Source organism: Nocardia sp. NPDC050435 (assembly GCF_040655395.1).
Lineage (GTDB): Bacteria > Actinomycetota > Actinomycetes > Mycobacteriales > Mycobacteriaceae > Nocardia.
Window position 1 is genome coordinate 355,091 of sequence record NZ_JBFAJW010000009.1, and the last position, 21,690, is coordinate 376,780.

Below are 21,690 nucleotides of genomic sequence, written 5' to 3' on the forward strand. Positions count from 1 at the left end.
TGTTCTAATATCCTAGCCCGGCGGAAGTCAAGAGACGTACCCTCCTCCGGGACGCACCGCGCAGTTGACGTAACGACGTTTCCGGAAAGGACTTTCACCCATGGCCAGTCCATCCCGATCGCAAGCCGCCGACAACTCCGCGCGGCCCGCGACGGTGAGCACGCTCAGCGAGGACGAACTGAGTTCGGCGGCACAGCGCGAACGGCGCAAGCGGATCTTGGACGCGACGCTGGCACTGGCCTCCAAGGGCGGATACGACGCGGTGCAGATGCGCGCCGTCGCCGAACGCGCCGACGTCGCGGTGGGCACGCTCTACCGGTACTTCCCCTCCAAGGTGCACCTGCTGGTCTCGGCGCTCTCGCGCGAGTTCGAGCAGATCGAAGGCAAACGGCGCCAGCTTGCCGGCGAGACGCCCCGCGAGCGCATGCACCTGCTGCTCACCTCGATCACCCGGATGATGCAGCGCGACCCGCTGCTCACCGAGGCCATGACGCGCGCGTTCATGTTCGCCGACGCGTCCGCGGCCGCGGAGGTGGACCGGGTCGGCAAGGTGATGGACCGGGTGTTCGCCCGCGCCATGAACGACGGCGATCCCACCGAACGCCAGCTCGCCATCGCCCGGGTCATCAGTGACGTGTGGCTGTCCAATCTGGTGGCCTGGCTCACTCGGCGGGCCTCTGCGACCGATGTCACAGATCGGCTCGAACTGACCGTTGATCTGCTGCTCGGCGACCAAGCCGGAAAATAGCCCGGCCGCCGATCGGGCGGTAGAAAACCACCGATGGCCCCGTGGCCGCACACCCGTGCGGCGGCGGGGCTACCGTGGTTTTATGCCGCCCGAACTACACAACGGCAACCAGACCGCGAACCATAATGTCCGGCAAAGCGACTCAATTCCGGCAAAACCGCCGAACCACCGAAGTTGTTGCACCGGCGCGGATGTCTTCGATCTTGGTTGCCGGCCGCGACACGCCCAGCTTGCTGGTTACCGGCGGGTTACCTGCTTGTTAACTGGGGAAATCCGTTTCCGCACACACAAAGCTGCTGTCGCACGCCAGCGGGCTGCCGTGCGGCAAATTCAACACAGTATTGTTCTGCCCGCCCCCGTATTAACTCCTCCGATCACTAGGTTGGATGCGTGAGCGCACAGGATCTGCCACAAGAACTTCGCCGTGCCTTGTCCACGGTCGCGCGGGAGCCACGGCTCTTGGTCGCCTCGGATTACGACGGGACCATCGCGCCTATCGTTTCCGACCCTACAAAGGCGTATCCGCACCGGGAATCGGTGAGCGCGCTACGCGCTCTCGCCGGCCTGAGCGGTACCACCGCCGCCGTCATCTCCGGTCGCGCGCTGCGCGACCTCGCCGCGCTGTCCCGGCTTCCGGTCGAGGTACAGCTGATCGGTAGTCACGGTTCGGAATTCGACGTGGGCTTCGTGCACGCGATCGACAACGACGCCAAACAGCTACTGCAAGAAGTACAGACGTCGCTGACCCAGATCGCCGAGCACAATCCCGGCGCGTCGGTCGAGGTGAAGCCGGCCAGTGTGGCCCTGCACGTCCGCAACGCCAGCCCCGAAATCGGCCGTCGCGCACTGAATTCCGTGCGCCAGGGCGCGGCCTGCTGGGTCGGCGTGCAGACCACCGAGGGCAAGCAGGTCATCGAACTGGCCGTGATCCCGACCGACAAGGGCACCGCGCTGGACACCATCCGGCACCAGGAGGGCGCGACCGCGGCGGTGTTCTTCGGCGACGACGTCACCGACGAGAAAGCCTTCCGGGTGCTGTCCGGGCCGGATGTCGGCATCAAGGTCGGCGAGGGCGAGAGCCTGGCCCGGTTCCGCGTGGAGAGCACCGAAATGGTCTCCAAGGCACTGGCTTTCCTGCTCGAGGAGCGCCGCACCTGGCTGGCCGGCGCCAGCGCGCCGCGGATCGAGCGGCTGACCATGCTGGCCAGCCCGCGCTCGGTCGCCCTGCTCACCCCCGACGCCAACGTCACCTGGTTCTGTCACCCGGAGCCGGATTCGGCGGCGGTGTTCGCGCACCTGCTCGGCGGCCCGCAGGCCGGCCAGTTCGCCATCGCGCCCGAGCGCCCCGGCCTGCCGCTGTCGCAGCGCTACGTGGACGGCACCATGACCGTCGAAACCCGTTGGGCGAGTTTGGGAGTCATCGACTACCTGCCGCACGACGTGTCCCAGGACCGGACCGACCTGACCCGCGTCATCACCGGCGACGCCAAGGCCGTCGTCACCTTCGCGCCGCGGCCGGAATTCGGCCAGGTGCCGGTCAGCATCGAATGCGAGCCGACCGGCCTGCGCGTGCTCGGCACCAACGACCCGATGGTGCTGCGCTCCCCCGGCGTGGAATGGCGGATCGACAGCGACGGCACCCACGATGTCGCGACCGCGGTCGTGGACCCCTCGCGCGGCCCGATCGTGCTGGAACTGCGCTGCGGCACACAGGATCTCGCGCCCGCGATGACTCCGGAGACGCAGCGCAGGCAGCTGGCCGAGCAGTACTGGCAGAAGTGGGCCACCGAGCTCGAATTGCCCTCGCTCAAGCCGGATCTGATGAAGCGCTCGGCGCTGACGCTGCGCGGGCTGGTGCACGCCCCCTCCGGCTCGATCCTCGCCGCGGCGACCACCTCGCTGCCCGAGGACATCGGCGGCGTGCGCAACTGGGACTACCGCTACTGCTGGCTGCGCGACGCCGCGCTGACCGCGCAGGCGCTGGTCACCCTCGGCTCGCTCGGCGAGGCCGAGAACTTCCTCGGCTGGGTGCACCGGGTGCTCGAGACCCTGCCCGGCCCGGAGCGGCTGCACCCGCTCTACACCATCTACGGCGAGACGCTGCCGCCCGAGGCCGTCATCGACCAGCTGCCCGGCTACGCCGGCTCCCGCCCGGTGCGCGTCGGCAACGCCGCCAACATGCAGGTGCAGCTGGACGTCTTCGGCCCGATCGTGGACCTCATCGCCTCGCTCGCCCACGGCCGCGAGCACAAGGGCGTCACCGATCCGGCCCAGGTGCTGCCGGACGCCGACTGGGAGCTGGTGCACGCCATGTGCTCGGCGGTGCAGCGGCGCTGGACCGAGCCCGACCACGGCATCTGGGAGATCCGCGGCAACCCGCGTCATCACGTCTACTCGAAGGTGATGGGCTGGCTCACCCTGGATCGGGCGATCACGCTGGCGCAGAAGTTCGACCGCGCCATCGATCCGGCCTGGGTCGAGCTGCGCGAGACCATCGCCGAGGAGGTCAAGACCAAGGGCTGGAACGACGAGGTGCAGTCCTACACGGCGGCCTACGACGGCACCGACCTGGACGCGGCCACCCTGCACATCGGCCTGAGCGGTCTGATCGACCCGTCCGATCCGCGGTTCGCCGCGACCGTGGTGGCCACCGAGGCCGAACTGCGCAGCGGGTCCACGGTGTACCGCTATCACCACGACGACGGGCTGCCCGGCGGCGAGGGCGGGTTCCACCTGTGCGCGGCCTGGCTGGTCGAGGCGTACCTGCTGATCGGCAAGCGGTCCGACGCGGAGGCGCTGTTCGCGCAGCTGGTCGACGTGGCGGGCCCGACCGGCCTGCTCAGCGAGGAGTACGACCCGGTCGCCGAGCGGTCGCTGGGCAACCACCCGCAGGCCTACAGCCATCTCGGCCTGCTGCGCTGCGCCCAGTTGCTGGGCCAGCCCGCCGACGTCCTGGTCTGACCCCGGCAAACCCCACGAACCGCCACGTTCGGCCCCGCGGCCGGGCGTGGCGGTTCGGCGTGGCAGGGGCAGTACTAGGGCGGCGGCTAGGCGGTTATCGATTTGCGGTGCCCTGGTAAAGTTAAATGGTAACGGTTTCCATTATGATCTAAGCCACTAGTAGATCCAGCCCCGCCCAGGAGTACCCGCGTGAGATCCCGCCTTTCCCTGCAGCTGACCGGCCTCGCCGTAGGGGTGGCGACCGCGCTGACCCTGACGGCCTGCGGCGACTCCGAGAACGCGTCGGGCAAACCGAACGTCGTGGCCTCCACCAATGTCTGGGGCTCGATCGCCGCCACCATCGCGGGCCCGGACGCCGAGGTCTCCTCGATCATCACCGACCCCGCCGCCGATCCGCACTCGCACGAGACCTCCGCGGTCGAGTCCGCCCGGATCAGCGATGCCGACCTGGTCGTCTACAACGGCGGCGGCTACGACGAATTCATGACCAAGGCCGTCGAGGGCAGACAGCAGAAGACCGTCGAGGCGTTCGCCGCCCGCATCGACCAGAGCGACGAGAACGAGCACGTCTGGTACGACGTGGAAACCGTGAGCGCGGTCGCCGACCGGATCGCCGCCGCCCTCGGCGAGATCGACGCCGACCGCAAGCAGGCCTACGCCGAGCGCGCCGCCACCTTCAAGGCCGAGTTGAGCGCCATCTCCGCCATCACCGGCCAGATCGCCGCCCAGCATCCCGCCACCCCCGTGCTGCAGACCGAACCGCTGGCGCACTACCTGCTGCTCGACGCCGGCGCGGTCGACCGGACCCCGCACGAGTTCCAGGAGGCCGTCGAGCAGGAGACCGATCCCTCGCCCGCCGCCGTCGCCGCGACCCGGGACCTGCTCACCGCCAAGCAGGTGCGCGCCCTGATCTACAACATCCAGACCGAGGACAAGATCACCAAGGACCTGCGCGGCCTGGCCGGATCGAACGGCACCGCGGTCGTCGAGGTGACCGAAACCCTGCCCGTGAACGCCGATTACGTCCAGTGGCAGACCAAGAACGCCGAGGCGCTCGCCTCCGCGCTGCGGTAACCGCCATGAACAAGACAGCCGCGCTGCCCGAGACCACCGAGCCGGCCCCGGCGGCCCCGGCCGTCGTCCGGCTCGACGGCGCCACCCTGTCCTTCGGCCCGCGCACGCTGTGGGACGGCCTGGATCTCGAGGTCACCCCCGGCGAATTCATCGCCGTGCTGGGGCCCAACGGGTCCGGCAAGACCTCACTGCTGCGCGTGCTGCTCGGGCAGCTGGCGCTCAGCTCCGGGCACGCCTCGATCGCGGGTTCGCCCGCGCGCCTGGGCAATCCGGCTGTCGGCTACATCCCGCAGCAGAAGACCATCGACGCGGGCGTGCAGCTGCGCGGCGTCGACCTGGTCGGGCTCGGCGTCGACGGGCACCGCTGGGGCCTGGGCTGGCGCGGCCGGGGCGAGCGCCGGCGCAAGGTGGCCGCGGCCATCGCCGACGTCGGCGCGGAGCGCTTCGCGAACGCGCCGCTGGAAACCCTGTCCGGCGGCGAACAGCAGCGGCTGCGGGTGGCCCAGGCCCTGGTCGGCGACCCCGAGGTGCTGCTCTGCGACGAGCCGCTGCTGTCCCTCGACCTGGCCAACCAGCGCCTGGTCTCCGAGCTGATCGATCGCCGCCGGCGCACCCACGACACCGCCGTCCTGTTCGTCACCCACGAGATCAATCCGATTCTGCCGCTGGTGGATCGGGTGCTGTACCTGGTGGACGGGAAGTTCCGGATCGGGACGCCGGACGAGGTGATGACCTCCGAGGTGCTCTCCGAGCTCTACCGCACCCAGGTCGACGTGCTGCGCGTCCGCGGGCGGCTGGTGGTGGTCGGCACCGGCGACGCCATGGACGCGCTCGGCGCGGGCGGGGCCGAGCACTGCACCGCCGACAAGGTGCGGCTCTGATGGACAAACTCTCCGGCGTGCTGTCCAAGGTGTTCGATTTCTCCACCACCGCGCACCTGCTGACCTACCCGTTCGTGCTGCAGGCGCTGCTGGCCGCGGCTCTGCTGGGCCTGCTCTCCGGCGCCATCGGGCCGCTGATCGTCAGCCGGCAGATGTCGTTCGCCGTGCACGGCACCAGCGAGCTGTCGCTGACCGGCGCGGCCGCGGCGCTGCTCGCGGGCATCGGCGTGGGCGTCGGCGCGATCTTCGGCTCGGTGGTCGCGGCCGTGCTGTTCGGGCTGCTGGGCAGCAAAGCCCGCGAACGCGATTCGGTGATCGCGGTGATCATGTCCTTCGGGCTCGGGCTCTCGGTGCTGTTCCTGTGGCTCGGGCCCGAACGCGCCGGATCGAAGTTCTCCCTGCTCACCGGGCAGGTGGTGAGCGTCGGATACAGCGGGCTGGCGCTCCTGATCACCTGCACGGTCGCGGTACTCGCGGTGCTCGCGGCGGTCTACCGGCCGCTGCTGTTCGCCTCGACCGATCCGGAAGTGGCGGTGGCGCGCGGAGTTCCGGTGCGCGCGCTGTCGGTGGTGTTCGCGGTGCTGCTCGGCGTCACGGCCGCCTTCGGCGTCCAGATCGTCGGCGCGCTGCTGGTGCTCTCGCTACTCATCACGCCCGCCGCCGCGGCGGCCCAGCTCACCGCGAGCCCGGCCCGCGCCACCGTGCTGGCGATCGTCTTCGCGGAGATCGCCGCCGTCGGCGGCATGCTGCTCTCCCTCGCCCCGGGCGTCCCCGTGTCCACCTTCGTCACCACGATCTCGTTCGCGATCTACCTGATCTGCCGCGTCGTCGGCTCCCGCCGGCGCCAACTCGCCCGCGCCCGCTGACCCCGCGCGTCGATTACTGTGGCGGCGTGGGGTTTACGGAATTCGCGGCCGGCGACGTCGTCTATTTCCCGGCGGGGCCGTTCACCGGGGTCTGCGGCGTCGTGCGGGAGGTGCACGCCCGGGCGGGCGAGCTGCGCATCGAAGTCGGCGAGGGGCTGCGGCACCGGGAAGGCGGCGTGCTGCACGAGCGGCGGCACCGCATGACCGTGGGATTCGACGAGGTCGAGTTGATCTAGGCGCTACAGCTCGTTCAGTCGCTCGAGTGCTCGGTCGCGTGGCAGGTCCGCGCCGCGTCGGTACGCCCGGTGGTACTCCTCCGGCCCCAGACGCTCCGTCAGCTGCCGGGTCAGCGTGACCAGGAGCGGTTCGCCCGCGTCGAAGGCGCCGCGGAGGGATTCGGCCAGGCCCAGCGCGGTGGCCGCGGCCGCCGGGTCGTGCTCGAGCAGCAGCAGTTCGGCGAGCAGTTCCGCCGTGTGGGCGATGCCGGCGGACTGTCCCCAGGCCGATTGACCCGCGATCGTGCGCCGCAGCAAGGCGCGCGCGCCGGAGGCGTCGCCCGCCGCCAGGCGATTCGCCATGCGGGCGCCCGCGATCAGGTCGGCGGCCATGTCACCGGGCAGGTACAGCCGATCCGCCATCGCCGCCAGTTCGTCCACCGCCGCCTCGGCCGCGGCAAGGTCGCCGGCCCGGCGGTGCAGGTCGGCCAGGCTGAATCGGATCTCGGCGGCCAGCCGCCGGTGGCCGAGCTCCCCGGCCCGGTGCCGGACGGCCTCGATATCGCGGCGCGCTCCCGGCAGATCGCCGCTGCGCAGCCGCTCGGCGATCAACAGGGTGCGGTTCTCGAAAAGGTCTGCCTCCCCGCCCAATTCGGCGCTGAGGGCCACCCCGCGCTCGAAACAGGCGATGGCGGCGGCGTGCTCGCCGCGCAGCGAATGCGCGCGGCCGATCGCCAGCAGCGACATCCCCAGACCCCAGCGGTCACCCACCACCTCGAATTCGCGCAGCGCGGCCGCACGGGCGGGTGCGCCGGTGTCGAGATCGCCCCGCTCCGAGTGCACGTGATCGCGCATCCACAGGGCGCTGGCCCGTACCCAGGAATCCGGCGAACGCGACGCCGATTCCAGCAGCCGTGCCCCCACCGCGGCCGCACCCGCGGAATAGGCGAGCTGGGCGGCCACCATCAGCAACGCAGGGTGATAGTTCAGCGCACCGGCGGAGGCGCAGTCTTCGAGCAGAGCGCCGACCGAACCGGACTCGGGGAGCGGTCCGGCCGAGTCGGCGGCGAGATCACCGCCGGCACCGGGCCCGGCAACCGGTACCGCCACACCGTCGGCGGCAAGAGTGAGGCCCGGACCGACCTCGGCGACCAACCCGACAGGATCGGCAGCGCTGGTCCGACCGACCTCGGCGACCGGCCCCACACGATCGGCAGTACTGGTCCGACCGACCTCGGCGACCGGCCCCGCACGATCGGCAGCGCTGGTCCGACCGACCTCGGCGACCGGGCCAACACAATCGGCAGTACTGGTCCGACCGACCTCGGCGACCGGCCCCACACGATCAACAGCGCTGGTCCGACCGACCTCGGCGTCGGGCTCCGCCGCCTGGTCCGCGCGGGCACCGGTCTGACCGGCCGCGGTCGCCGGCGCACCGGCCAGCAGGCGGATCAGGCGCAGGGCCTGCCGGGTGCGCTCCGGCAGCGCGTCCGCCAGGGCGAGCGCCTGGCTCAGGGCGGCGTCGAACTGGGTGGACATGCCCCGCACTCCCCAGTACCAGAACATCGCGGTCACGAAGCGGGCCGACAGCTCCGCGCTCGCGCGGACCGGCGCGGAACGCAGTGCGGCGACCAGGTTCTCGTGCTCGGCGTCGAAGACCGCGAGCGCGCGGAGCTGGTCGCCGGTGCGCAGCAGGGGCTCGTGCGCCTCGGCCACCGTCAGGTAGTACTCGGCGAAGGGCAGCGCGAGATCGTCACCCGCGGCGGCGAATCGGTCGGCCGCGAAAGCGCGGATGGTCTCCAGCATGCGGTATCGCCCGGCCTCGGAGACCTCGACCACGGATTTCTCGACGAGCGCGCCGAGCACGTACACCACGTCGTCGGCGGGCAGCGCGGCGTCGGCGCACACGGCCTCCAGCGCGGCCGCCGTCGCGCCGCCCGGGAACCGCGAAAGCCTGCGCGCCAGTACACGTTCCGGTTCATCGAGCAGATCCCAGCTCCACTCGACCAGCGCGAGCAGGGTGCGCTGCCGCGGCAGCGCGGTCCGGCTGCCCGAGGTGAGCAGGCGGAACCGGTCGTCGAGCCGGCGGGCGATCTGGTCCACGGGCATCGAGCGGAGCTTGGCCGCGGCCAGCTCCAGGGCCAGCGGCACGCCGTCGAGGCGACGGCAGATCTCCAGCACCGGCTCCACCGTGCGCTCGTCCAGCACGAAATCCGGACGCGCCGCCACGGCGCGGTCGACGAACAGCCGCACCGCGGGCGCCGCGGCGGCCTGCGCCGAATCCGGTGTCCCGCCGGGAGTTTCCAGCGGGCCCAGCGGGAACACCGATTCGCCGGTGATGGCCAGCGCCTCCCGGCTGGTGGCCAGGATCCGCAAGTCCGGCAGCGCTTCGAGCAGCCGGTCGGCCAGCGCCGCGGCCTCCTCGACGAGGTGTTCGCAGTTGTCCAGCACCAGGATCGCCTCACCCACGTCGAGCAGGCCGAGCAGGCGTTCGAGCCCCGGCACGCCGCCGTCCGGAGCGCGCTGATCCCGCGACCCGATCGCGCCGAGGACCGCGTCGGTCAGTTCCGCGGCGTCGCGCACCCCGGCCAGCGCGACGAACCACACCCGTCCCCGCCGCGCCGCGCGGTGCCGTGCGACCACCTCGGCCGAGAGCCGGGTCTTGCCCGCACCGCCGGGCCCGACGATCGTCACCAGCCGGGCCTCGCCCAGCAGCGCGGCCACGCGCGCCAATTCGGTGTCCCGGCCGACAAAACTGGTGCGCTGCACCGGGATCCGGCTGGCCGCCGGATCGGGAGCGGCGGCCGTCGCGCGGCCGACCGGCCGGTCGAGCTCGCCGCGCAGCAGCGCGAGATGCACCTCGCGCAATTCCGCCGACGGATCGACGCCGAGCTCGTCGCTCAGGTGCTCGCGGACCCGCTCGTACACGGCCAGCGCGTCCGCCTGCCGCCCGGCCGCCGCCAGCGCCCGCATCCGCAGCCCCGCCAGGCGCTCACTCGAAGGGCGTTGCGCCCCGGCCGATTCGAGATCCGCCAGCACCTCGGCATGCGCACCGGACCGCAGCTCGGCATCGAAGCGATCCTCGGCCGCCCCGGCCCGCACATCCTCGAGCCGCGCGGCGGCCGCCTCCGCGAACGGCGCTTCGCGTACGTCGGCGAGCGCGGGCCCGCGCCACAGTTCCAGCGCGTTCCGCAGGACCGAGGCCGCCGCCTCCACCCGGCCCGCGGCCAGATCCCGCCGCCCCTGCCCGGCCAGCTCCTCGAAGCGGTGCGCGTCCACATCTCCGGGCTGTACCGGCACCCGATATCCGCCCGGGGTCAATTCGACCGCGCCCACCTCCCGCAGCGCCCGGCGCAGGCGCGACACCAGCGCCTGCAACGCTCCCGGCGCGTCGGCCGGCGGCTGCTCGCCCCACAATCCGTCCACCAGCGCGTCCACCGAGACCGGCCGCCCCGCCGCCAACGCCAAGCGCGCCAGCAGCATCCGCACCCGGACGCCGCCGACCTCCACCTGCACCCCGTCGTCGCCGTACACGGCGACGGGCCCGAGCAATCCGATCCGCACCCGCACAGCCTTCCAGAGGATCGCCGCCCTGCCGCAACGCCTACCTGAAAGACCGCCGGCATCGGCGATCGGGCCGAAACTCGGCGACCCGGAATCGGAGTTCCGCGACACGCGAACGAGAAGTCGCGCGAGCCGGTGGTTGCGCGCCCGGATTGATATCTTGAGCCGCCGTCCACGGGCACGGACGGAAATCCATCGGCTGATCGAGAATCGGGAGTGGGTATGCGGCGCGCTTTCGCCCTGGTCGGGTTCGTGGTGCTCGGGGTGGTGGTCAGCGGATTGATCAATACCGGAACGGCCGCCGCGGCGGTGCCTTTCACGGATCCGCGCTACGGCGTGTATTTCGGACTGCTGCTGAATCACGAAGAGACGGTCGCGCTGAGTAATTCGCAATTGCCGAAACAGCTCAACGACACCTATATGTCCGGGGCGCGGGTGGCGATTCTGGATGTGGACGCGGCCGAGCACGACGAGAACGTTCCGATGATGGGACTGCCGCGGGAATCGCTGCCGGAGGTCGTGCGCGCGGCCGCCGCCACTCCGGCGGGCATGTTCGGGTTCACGGTGGTCAATCCGATGCTCAACGACGGCCGGGTGCTGCGGGTGATCGCGATCGTGGAATAGCGGAAAGGCCCGGCGCTCGGTGCGAGCGCCGGGCCTTCCGTTTGCGCGCTAGGCGGTGATCAGGGCGATCAGCACCAGCAGCGAGCCGCCGAAGACGATGGTGTGGCGAGCGTAGGTGAGGTGCTTCATCACCCAGCGCGGGAACGCGTTCTCGGCGGCGGCGAGAAAGGCCGCGACGTCGATGCGCGCCAGCTCCGGATCGCCCTTCTTCGCGAAGGCGGCGGTGACGCTCGGGACGGCGGTCAGGTTGCTGTAGATGATCAGCACGTTGGCCAGTACGACGATGCTCTGGAAGACCCACGAGAGCGTCTGGCCCCAGTCGCTGCCGGCCAGGTTCAGGGCCGCGGCGGCAAGCATCAGCAGCGCGAAGGAGACCGGGGCCCAGGTTTCGTGGCCGCTCGCGTCGAAGCGCAGGCCGTTCTCCTCGAGCACCTCCGGGCGCACGCCCTGACGGGTCAGCTCCCGGTCCGCGGCGGCCTTGGCGTCACCGCCGAAGCGGTGGCGCACCAGCGGGATGCTGACGAAGGCGAGGGCGATCAGGATCTGGGCGATGGCGGCGGCGGTGAACATGGCGGGTCTCCTCGGGTGATTCTCGGCGGGGCCGCTGGGGCCCGCGCTCTTGCTGATCCCTACGGTGCCCAGCCGCGCCGACAGCGCCCCGACAGTGCGCTGACAGCGACCGACAGCGCAGGTGGGAGCCTCGCGCCACACAGTGATGGCAGCCGCCTTCAGTCTTGCCCGCCGGGTTTCGTATGCTGGCCACAAACGCCGCCGAACGAATGGTGACCACCGATGATCGACTTCTCGCTCCCCGCCGACCTCACCGCCGAACGCGACCGCGTCCGGCAGTTCGTCATCGACAAAATCGTTCCGTTCGAGAAGGACCCGCGCCTGACCCCGCACGGGCCCGACGACGACCTGCGCCAGGAACTCGTCGAGCTGGCCCGCGCGGAGAAGCTGCTGACCGTGCAGGCCCCGCTGGAATTCGGCGGCCGCGGCCTGACCCACGTCGAGCAGGCGGTGATCTACGAGGCGGCGGGCTGGTCCACCCTCGGCCCCGTCGCCATGAACTGCGCCGCACCGGACGAGGGCAACATGTATCTGCTCTCCAAGATCGCCAACCCCGAGCAGATCGAACGCCACCTGGTGCCCGCCGTCAACGGCCACCAGCGCACCGTGTTCGCGATGACCGAACCCGACGGCGCGGGCTCGGATCCGAACCAGCTGACCACCGAGGCCGTCTTCGACGGCGAGAACTTCACGATCAACGGCCGCAAATGGCTGATCACCGGCGCGAACGGCGCGAAGACCTGGATCATCATGGCCCGCGTCGCCCCGAATCCGCATGTCCCCGAGGGCCCGACGCTGTTCCTCACCGACGGCGATCAGCCCGGCATCATCATCGAACGCACCATGAACACCATGGACCGCAACTACGTCGGCGGCCACGGCGTGGTCCGCTTCGAGAACCTGACGCTGCCCAAGTCGGCGCTGCTCGGCGAGACCGGCCAGGCGCTGCGCTACGCCCAGCTGCGGCTCGCCCCCGCCCGGCTCACGCACTGCATGCGCTGGCTCGGCGCGGCCGAACGCGTGCAGAGCATCGCGGTCGACTACGCCAAGACCCGCACCGCCTTCGGCAAGCCGATCGGCGAGCACGAGGGCGTGTCGTTCATGCTGGCGGACAACGAGATCGCGCTGCACCAGTGCCGGCTGACCATCTGGCACGCCTGCTGGCTGATGGACCAGGGCCACAAGGCCCGGCACGAGAGCTCGATCGCGAAGTCCTATGTCTCCGAGGAGCTGTTCAAGGTGGCCGACCGCTGCGTGCAGGTGCTCGGCGGCATCGGCATCAGCGACGAAACCGTGGTGGAGATGATCTTCCGTGACATGCGCGCGTTCCGCCTCTACGACGGCCCCACCGAGGTGCACAAGTACGCGATCGGCCGCCAGGTTCTGCGCTGACGCCTACTCGCGGTCTCCGCGACCCGGCTACCATGCTGTGTCATGAGTTCGGAACTGCTCGTCGATGTCTCCGCGGGCATCGCCGTGCTCACGCTCAACCGGCCCGCCCAGCAGAACGCCGTCACCCCGGCGATGGCCGCCGAACTGAGTGCGGCACTGCACCGCTGCGACGCAGAGGACGCGATCCGCGCGGTGGTGATCACCGGCACGCCGCCCGCGTTCTGCGCGGGCGCCGACCTGTCCAACCGCACCGGCGAGGTCAGCGCGACCATCGACCCGCCGCCCTGGCAGGTCCGTAAGCCGGTGATCGCGGCGGTGAACGGGCACGCCGTCGGCATCGGCCTGGCCCTGGCTCTGCAATGCGACCTGCGCTACATGGCGCGCGACGCGGTGTACGGCCTGAGCCAGGTGCGCCGCGGCGTACTCGCCGACGGCTACGCGCACTGGACGCTGCCGCGGCTGGTCGGCATGGCCAACGCGGCCGACATCATGCTCACCGGGCGCACCTTCGACGGCGAGGAAGCCAAGGCGATGGGCCTGGCCAACAGCTGCCTGGAGGCCGGCGAGGTGCTGCCCACCGCGCTCGCGGTCGCGCACGACCTGGCCAACGGTTCGGCCCCGCTCCCGGTGGCCCTGACCAAGCGACTGCTGTGGGAGGGGCTCGGCATGAGCCCGACCATGGTGGGCCAGTTGGAAACCGACCTGAACCGGCGCGTCGCCGAGAGCATCGACGGCGGCGAGGCGATGGCCGCGTTCCATGAGCGCCGCCAGCCCAATTGGACCGGCAGCATCAGCACCGAGTGGCCGGCCTGGGAGCCCCGATCCGGCTCCGACCGGCCCGTACTGGACTGACGAATCAGGCGCTGCCGCGCAACGCGATCAGGATGAACAGGATCGCCATGATCACCATCAGAACGGTGCCGACGATCCCGAGCGTGTAACCGACCACCACCTGGGCGCGCCCGCCGAAGGCGCCGCCGGACGCCTCGATCTGATCGAGTGCGCGTTTGCCCAGCGCCCACGCCACCGGGCCGAGCGCACCGCAGCAGAAGATGCTGGCGGCGCCGAGAAACAGCACCGTCGTCGCATGCGGATGCTCAACGGGCTGCCCAATCGGGACCTCGGGTATCACCACACTCCGAATTCTACGGTGACGCGGGCGATTTGCCGCCCAACCCGCTAACCCGATTCGCGATCAAACGCGACGCTGGCGCGCCACCTCGGAGAGCACGACGCCCGCGGCGACCGAGGCGTTCAGCGATTCCACCGGCCCGGCCATCGGAATGCTGAGGATGGCGTCGCAGGTTTCGCGGACCAGGCGGGACAGGCCCTTGCCCTCGGAACCGACCACGATGACGGTGTCCACACCGCCGTCGAAGGTGTCCAGGCTGGTGTCGCCGCCGGCGTCCAGGCCGATGATCTGATAGCCCTTGGACGCCCAATCCTTCAGCGTGCGAGTCAGATTCGTGGCCCGCGCGACCGGCAGCCGCGCGGCCGCGCCGGCGCTGGTGCGCCAGGCCACGGCGGTGACGCTCGCGGTGCGGCGGGACGGGATCAGCACGCCCTGGCCGCCGAAGGCCGCCACCGAGCGGACGACGGCGCCGAGATTGCGCGGGTCGGTGATGTTGTCGAGCGCGACCAGCAGCGCCGGCTCACCCGAGGCGCGCACCCGGTCCACCAGATCGTCGGGGTGGGCATAGCGGTACGGCGGAACCTGCAGGGCGACGCCCTGGTGTAACCCGTTGGCGCTCAACCGATCCAGGTCGGTGCGCGGCACCTCGAGGATCGAGATGCCGTTGTCGGCGGCCAGCTTCACGCTCTCGGTGAGCCGGTCGTCGTTCTCGGTGCCGACCGCGACGTACAGCGCCGTGGCGGGCACGCCGGCGCGCAGGCACTCGACGACAGGATTGCGGCCGAGCACCAACTCGGGGCCGTCGTCGCCCTTGCGCGTGCTCGGCCGCCCGGCCGCACCGCGCGCGGCGGTCTGCGCCTTGGCGGCCGCCTTCTTCGCCAGCGCAGCGCGTTTGGCCGCGGGGTGCTTGGTGCGCGCCTCCGCGGGCGGGGTGGCGCCGCGGCCCGCGAGCCCGCGCCGGTGCTTGCCGCCGGAACCGGCGACCTGCCCCTTCTTCGTGCCGGTCTTGCGAACGGCGCCTTTACGCTGCGAGTTTCCTGCCATTGCTGTTACTTGGCCTTTCGTCGGGGGCGGCGGGCCGACGCGTCGGCGGGGTCGGTGGAGCTCTGTGTGCCCAGCGACCATTCCGGACCGTTGGGTGTGTCGGTCACTTCGACGCCGGCGGCGATCAGACGGTTCCGAGCCGCGTCGGCGCTCGGCCAATCCTTGTCCGCGCGGGCCTGCTGGCGGCGCTCCAGTTCGGCGCGCACCAGCACGTCCAGCGCGTCCATCGCCGCCGAGGAATCCTCGGGGGTGTGCCAGTGCGGGTCGAGCGGGCAGACGCCGAAGATGTTCAGCATGGCCCGGACCTGGCCGCAGTACTCTCTGGCGGCGTCGAGGTGGCCCGCGTCCAGCGCCTTGTTGCCCTCGCTCATGACCCGGTGGATCTCGGCGAGCGCGCGCGGCACCGCGAGATCGTCGTCCATTGCCTCGGCGAAGGCGTCGGTCCACTTGCCGACCGGTACCTCGCCCGCGCGCTCGATCACCCGGTGCACGAAAGCCTCGATGCGCTGGTAATCCAGCGCGGCGTCGTTGAGCGCCTTGTCCGAGTACTCCAGCTTGGAGCGGTAGTGCGCGCTGCCGAGATAGAACCGGAGTTCCACGGCGCGAACGCGTTTGAGCACATTGGGCACCGAGAGCACATTGCCCAGCGACTTGGACATCTTCTCCCCGCCCATGGTCACCCAGCCGTTGTGCAGCCAGTAGCGGGCGAACGCGTCCCCGGCCGCCTTGGACTGCGCGATCTCGTTCTCGTGGTGCGGGAAGACCAGATCCATTCCGCCGCAATGGATATCGAATTCCGGGCCGAGGTAGGCCTCGGCCATCGCCGAGCACTCCAGGTGCCAGCCGGGCCGGCCGGCGCCCCACGGCGAGGGCCAGCTCGGCTCCCCCGGCTTGGCGGCCTTCCACAGGGTGAAATCGCGCGGGTCGCGCTTGCCCTGGCCCGCGCTCTCGCCCTGGTGCACGTCCTCGAGCTTGTGGCCGGAGAGTTCGCCATAGGCCGGGTAGCTGACCACGTCGAAGTAGACGTTGCCCTCGGAGGCGTAGGCGTGCCCGCGCTCGATCAGCCGGCGCATCAGCTCGACCATCTGGGTGATGTGCCCGGTGGCCCGCGGCTCGACCGACGGCGGCTGCACGCCCAGCAGGCGGTAGGCCTCCTGGAACGCCCGCTCGTAGGTGGCGGCCCACTCCCACCAGGGACGGCCCGCCTCGGCGGCCTTGTTCAGGATCTTGTCTTCGATATCGGTGACATTGCGGACGAACAGCACGTCGTAGTCGTGCGCCTGCAGCCAGCGGCGGAGCACGTCGAAGGCGACTCCGCTGCGCACGTGCCCGATATGCGGCTCACCCTGCACGGTGGCGCCACACAGGTACACCGACGCACGTCCGGGGACCAGGGGCGCGAAATCGCGCAAGGTCCGCGTGGCGGTGTCAAAAAGGCGCAGAGTCACGGCATTCGATCCTAGTCTGTGTTCTTTTTCCGACGACTACGGCATCGGGAATGGTCGCCGCTCCGGTACACACGCTGTTTCGCGCGATATCGAAGCGCGGGTCGAGCGGGGACTAGCGACTACAGAGCAAAGCGGTGGCAATTGCGGCGATACCCTCGCCGCGGCCGGTCAGCCCCAGGCCATCGGTGGTCGTCCCGGAGACGGAAACCGGTGCGCCGAGCAGTTCGCCCAGCGTTTCTTGCGCCTCGGCGCGCCGCGGACCGATCTTCGGGCGATTCCCGATCACTTGTACAGCCGCATTGACAACATCAAATCCAGCGTCGTCCAAAAGTCGCCGGACTTCTTTCAGCATGGCGGCGCCGGAAACGTTCGCCCATTCGGGGCGGCCGGTGCCGAAAACCGCGCCGACATCACCCAGCCCGGCGGCCGAGAGCAGGGCGTCGCACAGCGCGTGCGCCGCGACGTCGCCGTCGGAATGGCCCGCGCAGCCGTCCTCGCCGTCGAACAGGAGACCGGCCATCCAGCACGGGCGGCCGGGTTCGATCGGATGGACGTCGCTGCCGATTCCCACGCGCATGGTCACGACACCCCGCCTGTCACCCGGTCGGCAACCCCGCTCTGGGTGGACCGCAGTTTCTCGGCGAGCAGCAGATCGAGCGGCGTGGTGATCTTGAATGCCAGCGGATCGCCGGGAATGGTGCGGACCTTCGCGCCGAGTAGCTCGACCAGGCCCGCGTCGTCGGTGGTGTGCACGTCGAGCGCGTAGGCCGCGCGCAGCAGTTCGGCGGAGAAACCCTGCGGGGTCTGGACAGCGCGCAATTCGGCGCGGTCCGGCGTGCCGGTGACCAGGCCGGTCGCGTCGACGGACTTGATGGTGTCGACGACGGGCAGGGCGGGCACTACCGCCGCGTGCCCGGCGCGCAGCTCTGCGGCGACCCGGGCGATCAGATCCGGCGGGGTGAGCGCGCGGGCGGCATCGTGCACCAGGAAGTAGGCGGCGTCGGGCGCTGCGGCGATACCGGCGCGCACCGAATCGGTGCGTTCGGAGCCGCCGACGACGACCTGCACCGCGCTGCGCGGGAGAAATCCCCCACACCCGCCGCGCTGTGCGGACGACTCGCGGGCGCCCCCGCGGGGATCGAAGGCCGGCAGCAGGGCGACTGCGGCCTCGACCAGCTCCTCGGGGACCATGACGATGATCCGGTCGACCGCCCCCGAAGCGATCAGACCGTCGACGGCCAGTCGGACCATAGGCTTGCCGCCGACCTCGACGAACGCCTTGGGTGTGGTTTCACCCAGACGCACGCCGCGACCGGCGGCAGGAACCAAGGCAACGACGGCTGCGCCGTTGTCGGAATTATCAGTGCTCACACGTCAGGACGCTGCGGCCAGAACCTCGTCGAGCAGCGTCTCGGCCTTGCCGTCATCGGTGCCTTCGGCGAGCGCGAGCTCGCCCACCAGGATCTGACGCGCCTTGGCCAGCATGCGCTTCTCGCCCGCGGACAGCCCGCGATCCTGCTCACGGCGCCATAGATCGCGAACGACCTCGGCCACCTTGTTCACATCGCCGGAGGCCAGCTTCTCCAGGTTGGCCTTGTAGCGGCGCGACCAGTTGGTCGGCTCTTCGGTATGCGGCGCCCGCAGCACCTGGAAGACTCGGTCGAGACCCTCCTGGCCGACGACATCGCGCACGCCGACGTATTCGGCGTTCTCCGCAGGAACGCGAACCGTCAGATCGCCCTGTGCGACCTTTAGGACCAGATACTCTTTCTGCACACCCTTGATGGTGCGAGTCTCGATTGCTTCGATCAGCGCCGCTCCGTGGTGGGGGTAAACGACGGTGTCTCCGACCTTAAAAATCATGTGTCCCGTGCCCCTTTCGATGTTCACAGTTTAACATGCGACTCGGTAACGGCGCGATCAACTGTGCAGGTCAGGGCCACAACGAGCATTACCCGGGGGTTGACAGAACGGACACGGTGTGCATTACGTTGTGCCACAACAAGATATCCGCACGCACATTCCCCGCCCAGCCCCCTGAACCCTTCCGGCAGCCGCACGGCAACCGGATCCGGAGGTAGCGAACCGTTATCCAAAGGATGCCCGGCGCCCGGGCGCGGCAAACGGTTCGTGCGCGGAGTCATCGGCGCAACACAACCCGACATTCGGCGGTGTGGACACAGCTACTACGCTTCTGCCCTACTACTCTCTGTAGCGGAGTGAGGCCGGCCGCTGGCGACTGCTTGCAGGTCGCTCGAAATGATCGGACATGGAGGACAACCCGTGACTGCCCTGAATGCTGTGAACCGTCGCATGGTCGCGGTAGCCGCACTCGCCGCGAGCGCGGCCCTGACGCTGGCCGGTTGTAGCGCGGGCCAGATCTCGCAGACTGCCGACCAGGTCGCCGCGATCAACGGCAACAGCGCCGACGTCGAGAAGATCGCGCTGCGCAATGTGCACATCGTGTTCCCCGGCAACGGCTACACCAACGTCAAGGGCGAGAAGGCGCTGATCGCGCTCTCGATCGTCAACATCAGCGAGTCCGTCACCGACGAGCTCACCAGCGTCGACACCGACCTGGGCCCGGTCAAGATCACCCCGCCCGCCGGGCAGTCCACCATCGTGCTGAAGCCGCAGCAGAGCGTGCTCGTCGCCGCCCCGGCCGGCACCGCCGCCGCCTCGCACGGCGGCGACACCCACGAGGGCGACTCGCACGGCGCCCCGACCAGCACCGCCGCCCCGACGAGCACGGCCAAGCCGGCCGCCGACGACCCCGCGGCCACCCCCGCGCAGATCGAGATCACCGGGCTGACCAAGGACGTCAGCCCCGGCCTGACCTACAAGGTCCGGTTCAACTTCAAGAACAACGGCACCGTGGTCGTCGACGTGCCGGTCGACGCCGCCCACGCCGAGCGCGAGGTCAGCGACAAGTCCGGCCCGGCCGAGGAAGGCCACGGCGGCGGCGGGCACTGATCCCCCGCTCCCGAGCTCTCGAAGGCCGTCGCATCCCGGGTGCGGCGGCCTTCGTTTTGTCGGTGCGGCTCCGTAAGGTGCGCGTGTGGCCAAGACCAAGCCGATCTTCCGGTGCTCCGCCTGCTCGCACGAGGTAGCCAAATGGGTGGGCAAGTGCCCCGATTGCGGCGCCTGGGGCTCGGTGGACGAGGTGGTGGTCTCGGCCGCCGCCGCGAGCCCCGCCCGCCGGGCCATGCTGCCCAGCACCGCGGCCGCGCCCATCTCGGCGATCAATTCCACTGTCACGCAAGCCCGTTCGTCCGGCGTCAGCGAGCTGGACCGGGTGCTGGGCGGCGGCGTGGTGGCCGGCTCGGTGGTGCTGCTCTCCGGTGAGCCCGGGGTCGGCAAGTCCACGCTGCTGCTCGAGGTGGCCTACCGCTGGGCCAGCCAGCGCACCGAGACGGCGCTGTACGTGACGGCCGAGGAATCGGCGGGCCAGGTGCGGCTGCGCGCGGATCGCACCGGAGCGGTGCACGAGCGCGTGTACCTGGCCGCGGAATCGGACCTGTCGATCCTGCTCGGCCACGTCGAGCAGGTGCGCCCCACGCTGCTCGTCGTCGACTCGGTGCAGACCATGCTCGCGCCCGAGGTCGACGGCGTCATCGGCGGCACCACCCAGGTGCGCGCGGTGACCTCCGCGCTCACCTCGCTGGCCAAGGCCAGCGGCATCGCGGTGCTGCTGGTCGGTCACGTCACCAAGGACGGCAACATCGCCGGCCCGCGCACGCTCGAGCACCTGGTCGATGTGGTGCTGCAATTCGAGGGCGACCGCAACTCCACCCTGCGCATGCTGCGCGGCATCAAGAACCGCTTCGGCAGCGCCGACGAGGTGGGCTGCTTCGAACTGCACGAGGACGGCATCGCGTGCATCGATGACCCGTCCGGGCTGTTCCTGCACCACCGGACGGAGTCGGTGTCCGGCACCGCCGTCACGGTCGCCATGGACGGCAAGCGGCCGCTGGTCGCCGAGGTCCAGGGGCTCACCGTGGAGACCGAGATCCCGCAGCCGCGCCGCGCGGTGAGCGGCCTGGACTACAACCGCGTCGCCATGGTGCTGGCGGTGCTGCAGAGCCGCGCCAAGGTCTTCGTCGGCAAGCACGACGTGTACGCGGCGACGGTGGGCGGCATGCGGCTGGTGGAGCCCACCGCCGATCTGGCGATCGCGCTGGCGCTGGCGAGCGCGGTGGCCGAGGAGGCCCTGCCCGCGGGCTGGGTGATCCTCGGCGAGGTCGGCCTGGCCGGCGAGGTGCGCAAGGTGACGGGCATCGGCCGCCGGCTGGCCGAGGCCGAGCGGCTGGGCTTCACCGACGCGGTGGTGCCGCCGGGCACCGAGCGGCCGAAGGGCTCGAAGATGCGGCTGCACGAGGTGGCCGATCTCAGCGCCGCCATCCGGGTCACCGGGATACCGCGCGGCAGGCGCAAGGCCGTCAAGAAGGAGCCGCGGCCCGAGACGGTGCCCGCGTTCTAGGCGATGTTGAACGGCTCGGCCGCGCTGCGCACCGAACCCAGCTGCGCCACCACCGAATACGCGCCGGACTGCACCGGCACCCGGGCGCCCGCGCAGTTGGGCTGCGAGGTGGATCCGGACCAGGTCACCTGGAAGGCGGCCTGCTCGCCGCGGTTCAGCGTGCGCACGTCGGGCTGCCCGGTCGGGTAGCAGTCGGTGCTCGACCACAGCCGCTTCTGGCCGTCCAGCGAGTACACCGAGATCTGCTGCAGGCCCGAACCGACGTCGCGCGAGCACGCGGTCGCCGAGATGTTGGTGATGACGATGCCGAACACCGGCTGTTCGCCGGACTTGTAGGTCGGCTGCTCCACGGTCACCTTGACCGCCAGCGACTGATCCGAGCACTGGCCCTGCGCGACGGGCGTCGCGCTGCTCGGCGCCGCCGAGGAAGGCGTGCCGGCGGCCGCGGCGTCGGTGGTGAGCGGCGGCTTGGTCTCGCCCGACTTCTTGGCGGACTGAGCGGTGCTGACCGCGGCCGCCGCGGCGTCACCGGGCGAATTGCCGCCGCGGGCGATCATCACCGCGAGCCAGATGACCAGCGCTACCGCGAGGACCAGTACGCCGATGGCGAATACGCGACGACGCCAGTAGATCTCCGGAGGCAGCGGTCCATTCGGTTCCAGCACTACTCAAAGGTAAGGGCAGCGCTGGG

General features: G+C 70.5%; 20 protein-coding genes. 11 read left to right on the forward strand and 9 right to left on the reverse strand.

Annotated elements, in window-relative coordinates; translation table 11 throughout:
* The first annotated feature begins 100 nt into the window (after positions 1-100).
* The 6 genes from kstR (at position 101) to AB0I43_RS27610 (ending at position 6,766) form a co-directional block, all read left to right on the forward strand.
* On the forward strand, positions 101-748 hold the full coding sequence (kstR, locus tag AB0I43_RS27585; RefSeq protein WP_356974776.1) for a cholesterol catabolism transcriptional regulator KstR: 648 nt from the start codon (positions 101-103) through the stop codon (positions 746-748).
* Positions 749-1,138: 390 nt separating this feature from the next.
* On the forward strand, positions 1,139-3,709 hold the full coding sequence (otsB, locus tag AB0I43_RS27590; RefSeq protein ID WP_357432841.1) for a trehalose-phosphatase: 2,571 nt from the start codon (positions 1,139-1,141) through the stop codon (positions 3,707-3,709).
* 189 nt (positions 3,710-3,898) lie between these two features.
* Positions 3,899-4,783, forward strand: a complete 885-nt coding sequence (locus AB0I43_RS27595; protein ID WP_357432842.1) for a zinc ABC transporter substrate-binding protein — start codon at positions 3,899-3,901, stop codon at positions 4,781-4,783.
* A gap of 5 nt (positions 4,784-4,788) precedes the next feature.
* Positions 4,789-5,664: a metal ABC transporter ATP-binding protein gene (locus AB0I43_RS27600; protein ID WP_356974772.1), complete on the forward strand. Its 876-nt coding sequence runs from the start codon at positions 4,789-4,791 to the stop codon at positions 5,662-5,664.
* Positions 5,664-6,530 (forward strand): metal ABC transporter permease, encoded by an 867-nt coding sequence (locus tag AB0I43_RS27605; protein WP_356974770.1) that lies wholly within the window; start codon positions 5,664-5,666, stop codon positions 6,528-6,530. The genes AB0I43_RS27600 and AB0I43_RS27605 overlap by 1 nt, the downstream gene beginning before the upstream one ends.
* Positions 6,531-6,556: 26 nt before the next feature.
* Positions 6,557-6,766: a hypothetical protein gene (locus AB0I43_RS27610; protein ID WP_356974768.1), complete on the forward strand. Its 210-nt coding sequence runs from the start codon at positions 6,557-6,559 to the stop codon at positions 6,764-6,766.
* A 3-nt stretch (positions 6,767-6,769) separates the two neighbouring features.
* Here the strand turns inward: AB0I43_RS27610 and AB0I43_RS27615 are convergent, their stop codons facing one another.
* The gene (locus AB0I43_RS27615) at positions 6,770-10,309 is read right to left on the reverse strand and encodes a BTAD domain-containing putative transcriptional regulator (protein WP_357432843.1); all 3,540 of its coding nucleotides are present in this window, start codon (positions 10,307-10,309) and stop codon (positions 6,770-6,772) included.
* A gap of 222 nt (positions 10,310-10,531) precedes the next feature.
* Between AB0I43_RS27615 and AB0I43_RS27620 the strand changes: the two genes are divergently transcribed.
* Entirely contained in the window at positions 10,532-10,933 is a 402-nt protein-coding gene (locus AB0I43_RS27620; RefSeq protein ID WP_356974764.1) for a hypothetical protein, read from the forward strand.
* A gap of 48 nt (positions 10,934-10,981) precedes the next feature.
* On the opposite strand, the gene AB0I43_RS27625 is transcribed toward AB0I43_RS27620, so the two are convergent.
* On the reverse strand, positions 10,982-11,503 hold the full coding sequence (locus AB0I43_RS27625) for a hypothetical protein (protein ID WP_356974762.1): 522 nt from the start codon (positions 11,501-11,503) through the stop codon (positions 10,982-10,984).
* Between the two features lie 222 nt (positions 11,504-11,725).
* Between AB0I43_RS27625 and AB0I43_RS27630 the strand changes: the two genes are divergently transcribed.
* Together AB0I43_RS27630 and AB0I43_RS27635 are read left to right on the forward strand one after the other, a co-directional pair.
* Positions 11,726-12,895: an acyl-CoA dehydrogenase family protein gene (locus AB0I43_RS27630; protein WP_356974760.1), complete on the forward strand. Its 1,170-nt coding sequence runs from the start codon at positions 11,726-11,728 to the stop codon at positions 12,893-12,895.
* Positions 12,896-12,937: 42 nt separating this feature from the next.
* Complete coding sequence (locus AB0I43_RS27635; protein WP_356974758.1) at positions 12,938-13,747, forward strand: enoyl-CoA hydratase/isomerase family protein; 810 nt, start codon at positions 12,938-12,940, stop codon at positions 13,745-13,747.
* A gap of 4 nt (positions 13,748-13,751) precedes the next feature.
* Here the strand turns inward: AB0I43_RS27635 and AB0I43_RS27640 are convergent, their stop codons facing one another.
* The 6 genes from AB0I43_RS27640 to carD all read right to left on the reverse strand — a co-directional run bounded on the left by AB0I43_RS27640 (position 13,752) and on the right by carD (position 18,382).
* Positions 13,752-14,030 carry a DUF4190 domain-containing protein gene (locus AB0I43_RS27640; protein WP_356974756.1) on the reverse strand — a complete coding sequence of 93 codons (279 nt, stop codon included), beginning with the start codon at positions 14,028-14,030 and terminating at the stop codon, positions 13,752-13,754.
* A 60-nt stretch (positions 14,031-14,090) separates the two neighbouring features.
* Complete coding sequence (gene rlmB, locus AB0I43_RS27645; RefSeq protein ID WP_356974754.1) at positions 14,091-15,071, reverse strand: 23S rRNA (guanosine(2251)-2'-O)-methyltransferase RlmB; 981 nt, start codon at positions 15,069-15,071, stop codon at positions 14,091-14,093.
* 5 nt (positions 15,072-15,076) lie between these two features.
* Positions 15,077-16,519, reverse strand: a complete 1,443-nt coding sequence (gene cysS / locus AB0I43_RS27650) for a cysteine--tRNA ligase (protein WP_356974752.1) — start codon at positions 16,517-16,519, stop codon at positions 15,077-15,079.
* Positions 16,520-16,631: 112 nt separating this feature from the next.
* Complete coding sequence (ispF, locus tag AB0I43_RS27655; RefSeq protein ID WP_356975265.1) at positions 16,632-17,096, reverse strand: 2-C-methyl-D-erythritol 2,4-cyclodiphosphate synthase; 465 nt, start codon at positions 17,094-17,096, stop codon at positions 16,632-16,634.
* A 2-nt stretch (positions 17,097-17,098) separates the two neighbouring features.
* Complete coding sequence (gene ispD, locus AB0I43_RS27660; protein WP_356974750.1) at positions 17,099-17,890, reverse strand: 2-C-methyl-D-erythritol 4-phosphate cytidylyltransferase; 792 nt, start codon at positions 17,888-17,890, stop codon at positions 17,099-17,101.
* Positions 17,891-17,893: 3 nt separating this feature from the next.
* The gene (carD, locus tag AB0I43_RS27665) at positions 17,894-18,382 is read right to left on the reverse strand and encodes an RNA polymerase-binding transcription factor CarD (protein WP_040686206.1); all 489 of its coding nucleotides are present in this window, start codon (positions 18,380-18,382) and stop codon (positions 17,894-17,896) included.
* Positions 18,383-18,802: 420 nt separating this feature from the next.
* Here carD and AB0I43_RS27670 point away from each other — a divergent pair, with 420 nt between their 5' ends.
* Together AB0I43_RS27670 and radA are read left to right on the forward strand one after the other, a co-directional pair.
* Positions 18,803-19,492, forward strand: coding sequence for a hypothetical protein (locus tag AB0I43_RS27670; RefSeq protein WP_356974748.1), 690 nt, complete (start codon positions 18,803-18,805; stop codon positions 19,490-19,492).
* Positions 19,493-19,577: 85 nt separating this feature from the next.
* Positions 19,578-20,999: a DNA repair protein RadA gene (gene radA, locus AB0I43_RS27675; protein ID WP_356974746.1), complete on the forward strand. Its 1,422-nt coding sequence runs from the start codon at positions 19,578-19,580 to the stop codon at positions 20,997-20,999.
* Here radA and AB0I43_RS27680 read toward each other — a convergent pair.
* Positions 20,996-21,664 (reverse strand): hypothetical protein, encoded by a 669-nt coding sequence (locus tag AB0I43_RS27680; RefSeq protein ID WP_356974744.1) that lies wholly within the window; start codon positions 21,662-21,664, stop codon positions 20,996-20,998. The genes radA and AB0I43_RS27680 overlap by 4 nt on opposite strands.
* Positions 21,665-21,690: the final 26 nt, after the last annotated feature.

Coding starts and splice junctions, on each gene's coding strand:
- AB0I43_RS27620 (WP_356974764.1), top strand. CDS start 10,532: ATGCGGCGCGCTTTCGCCCTGGTCGGGTTCGTGGTGCTCGGGGTGGTG.
- rlmB (WP_356974754.1), bottom strand. CDS start 15,071: ATGGCAGGAAACTCGCAGCGTAAAGGCGCCGTTCGCAAGACCGGCACG.
- AB0I43_RS27605 (WP_356974770.1), top strand. CDS start 5,664: ATGGACAAACTCTCCGGCGTGCTGTCCAAGGTGTTCGATTTCTCCACC.
- carD (WP_040686206.1), bottom strand. CDS start 18,382: ATGATTTTTAAGGTCGGAGACACCGTCGTTTACCCCCACCACGGAGCG.
- AB0I43_RS27600 (WP_356974772.1), top strand. CDS start 4,789: ATGAACAAGACAGCCGCGCTGCCCGAGACCACCGAGCCGGCCCCGGCG.
- kstR (WP_356974776.1), top strand. CDS start 101: ATGGCCAGTCCATCCCGATCGCAAGCCGCCGACAACTCCGCGCGGCCC.
- ispF (WP_356975265.1), bottom strand. CDS start 17,096: ATGCGCGTGGGAATCGGCAGCGACGTCCATCCGATCGAACCCGGCCGC.
- AB0I43_RS27630 (WP_356974760.1), top strand. CDS start 11,726: ATGATCGACTTCTCGCTCCCCGCCGACCTCACCGCCGAACGCGACCGC.
- AB0I43_RS27625 (WP_356974762.1), bottom strand. CDS start 11,503: ATGTTCACCGCCGCCGCCATCGCCCAGATCCTGATCGCCCTCGCCTTC.
- AB0I43_RS27635 (WP_356974758.1), top strand. CDS start 12,938: ATGAGTTCGGAACTGCTCGTCGATGTCTCCGCGGGCATCGCCGTGCTC.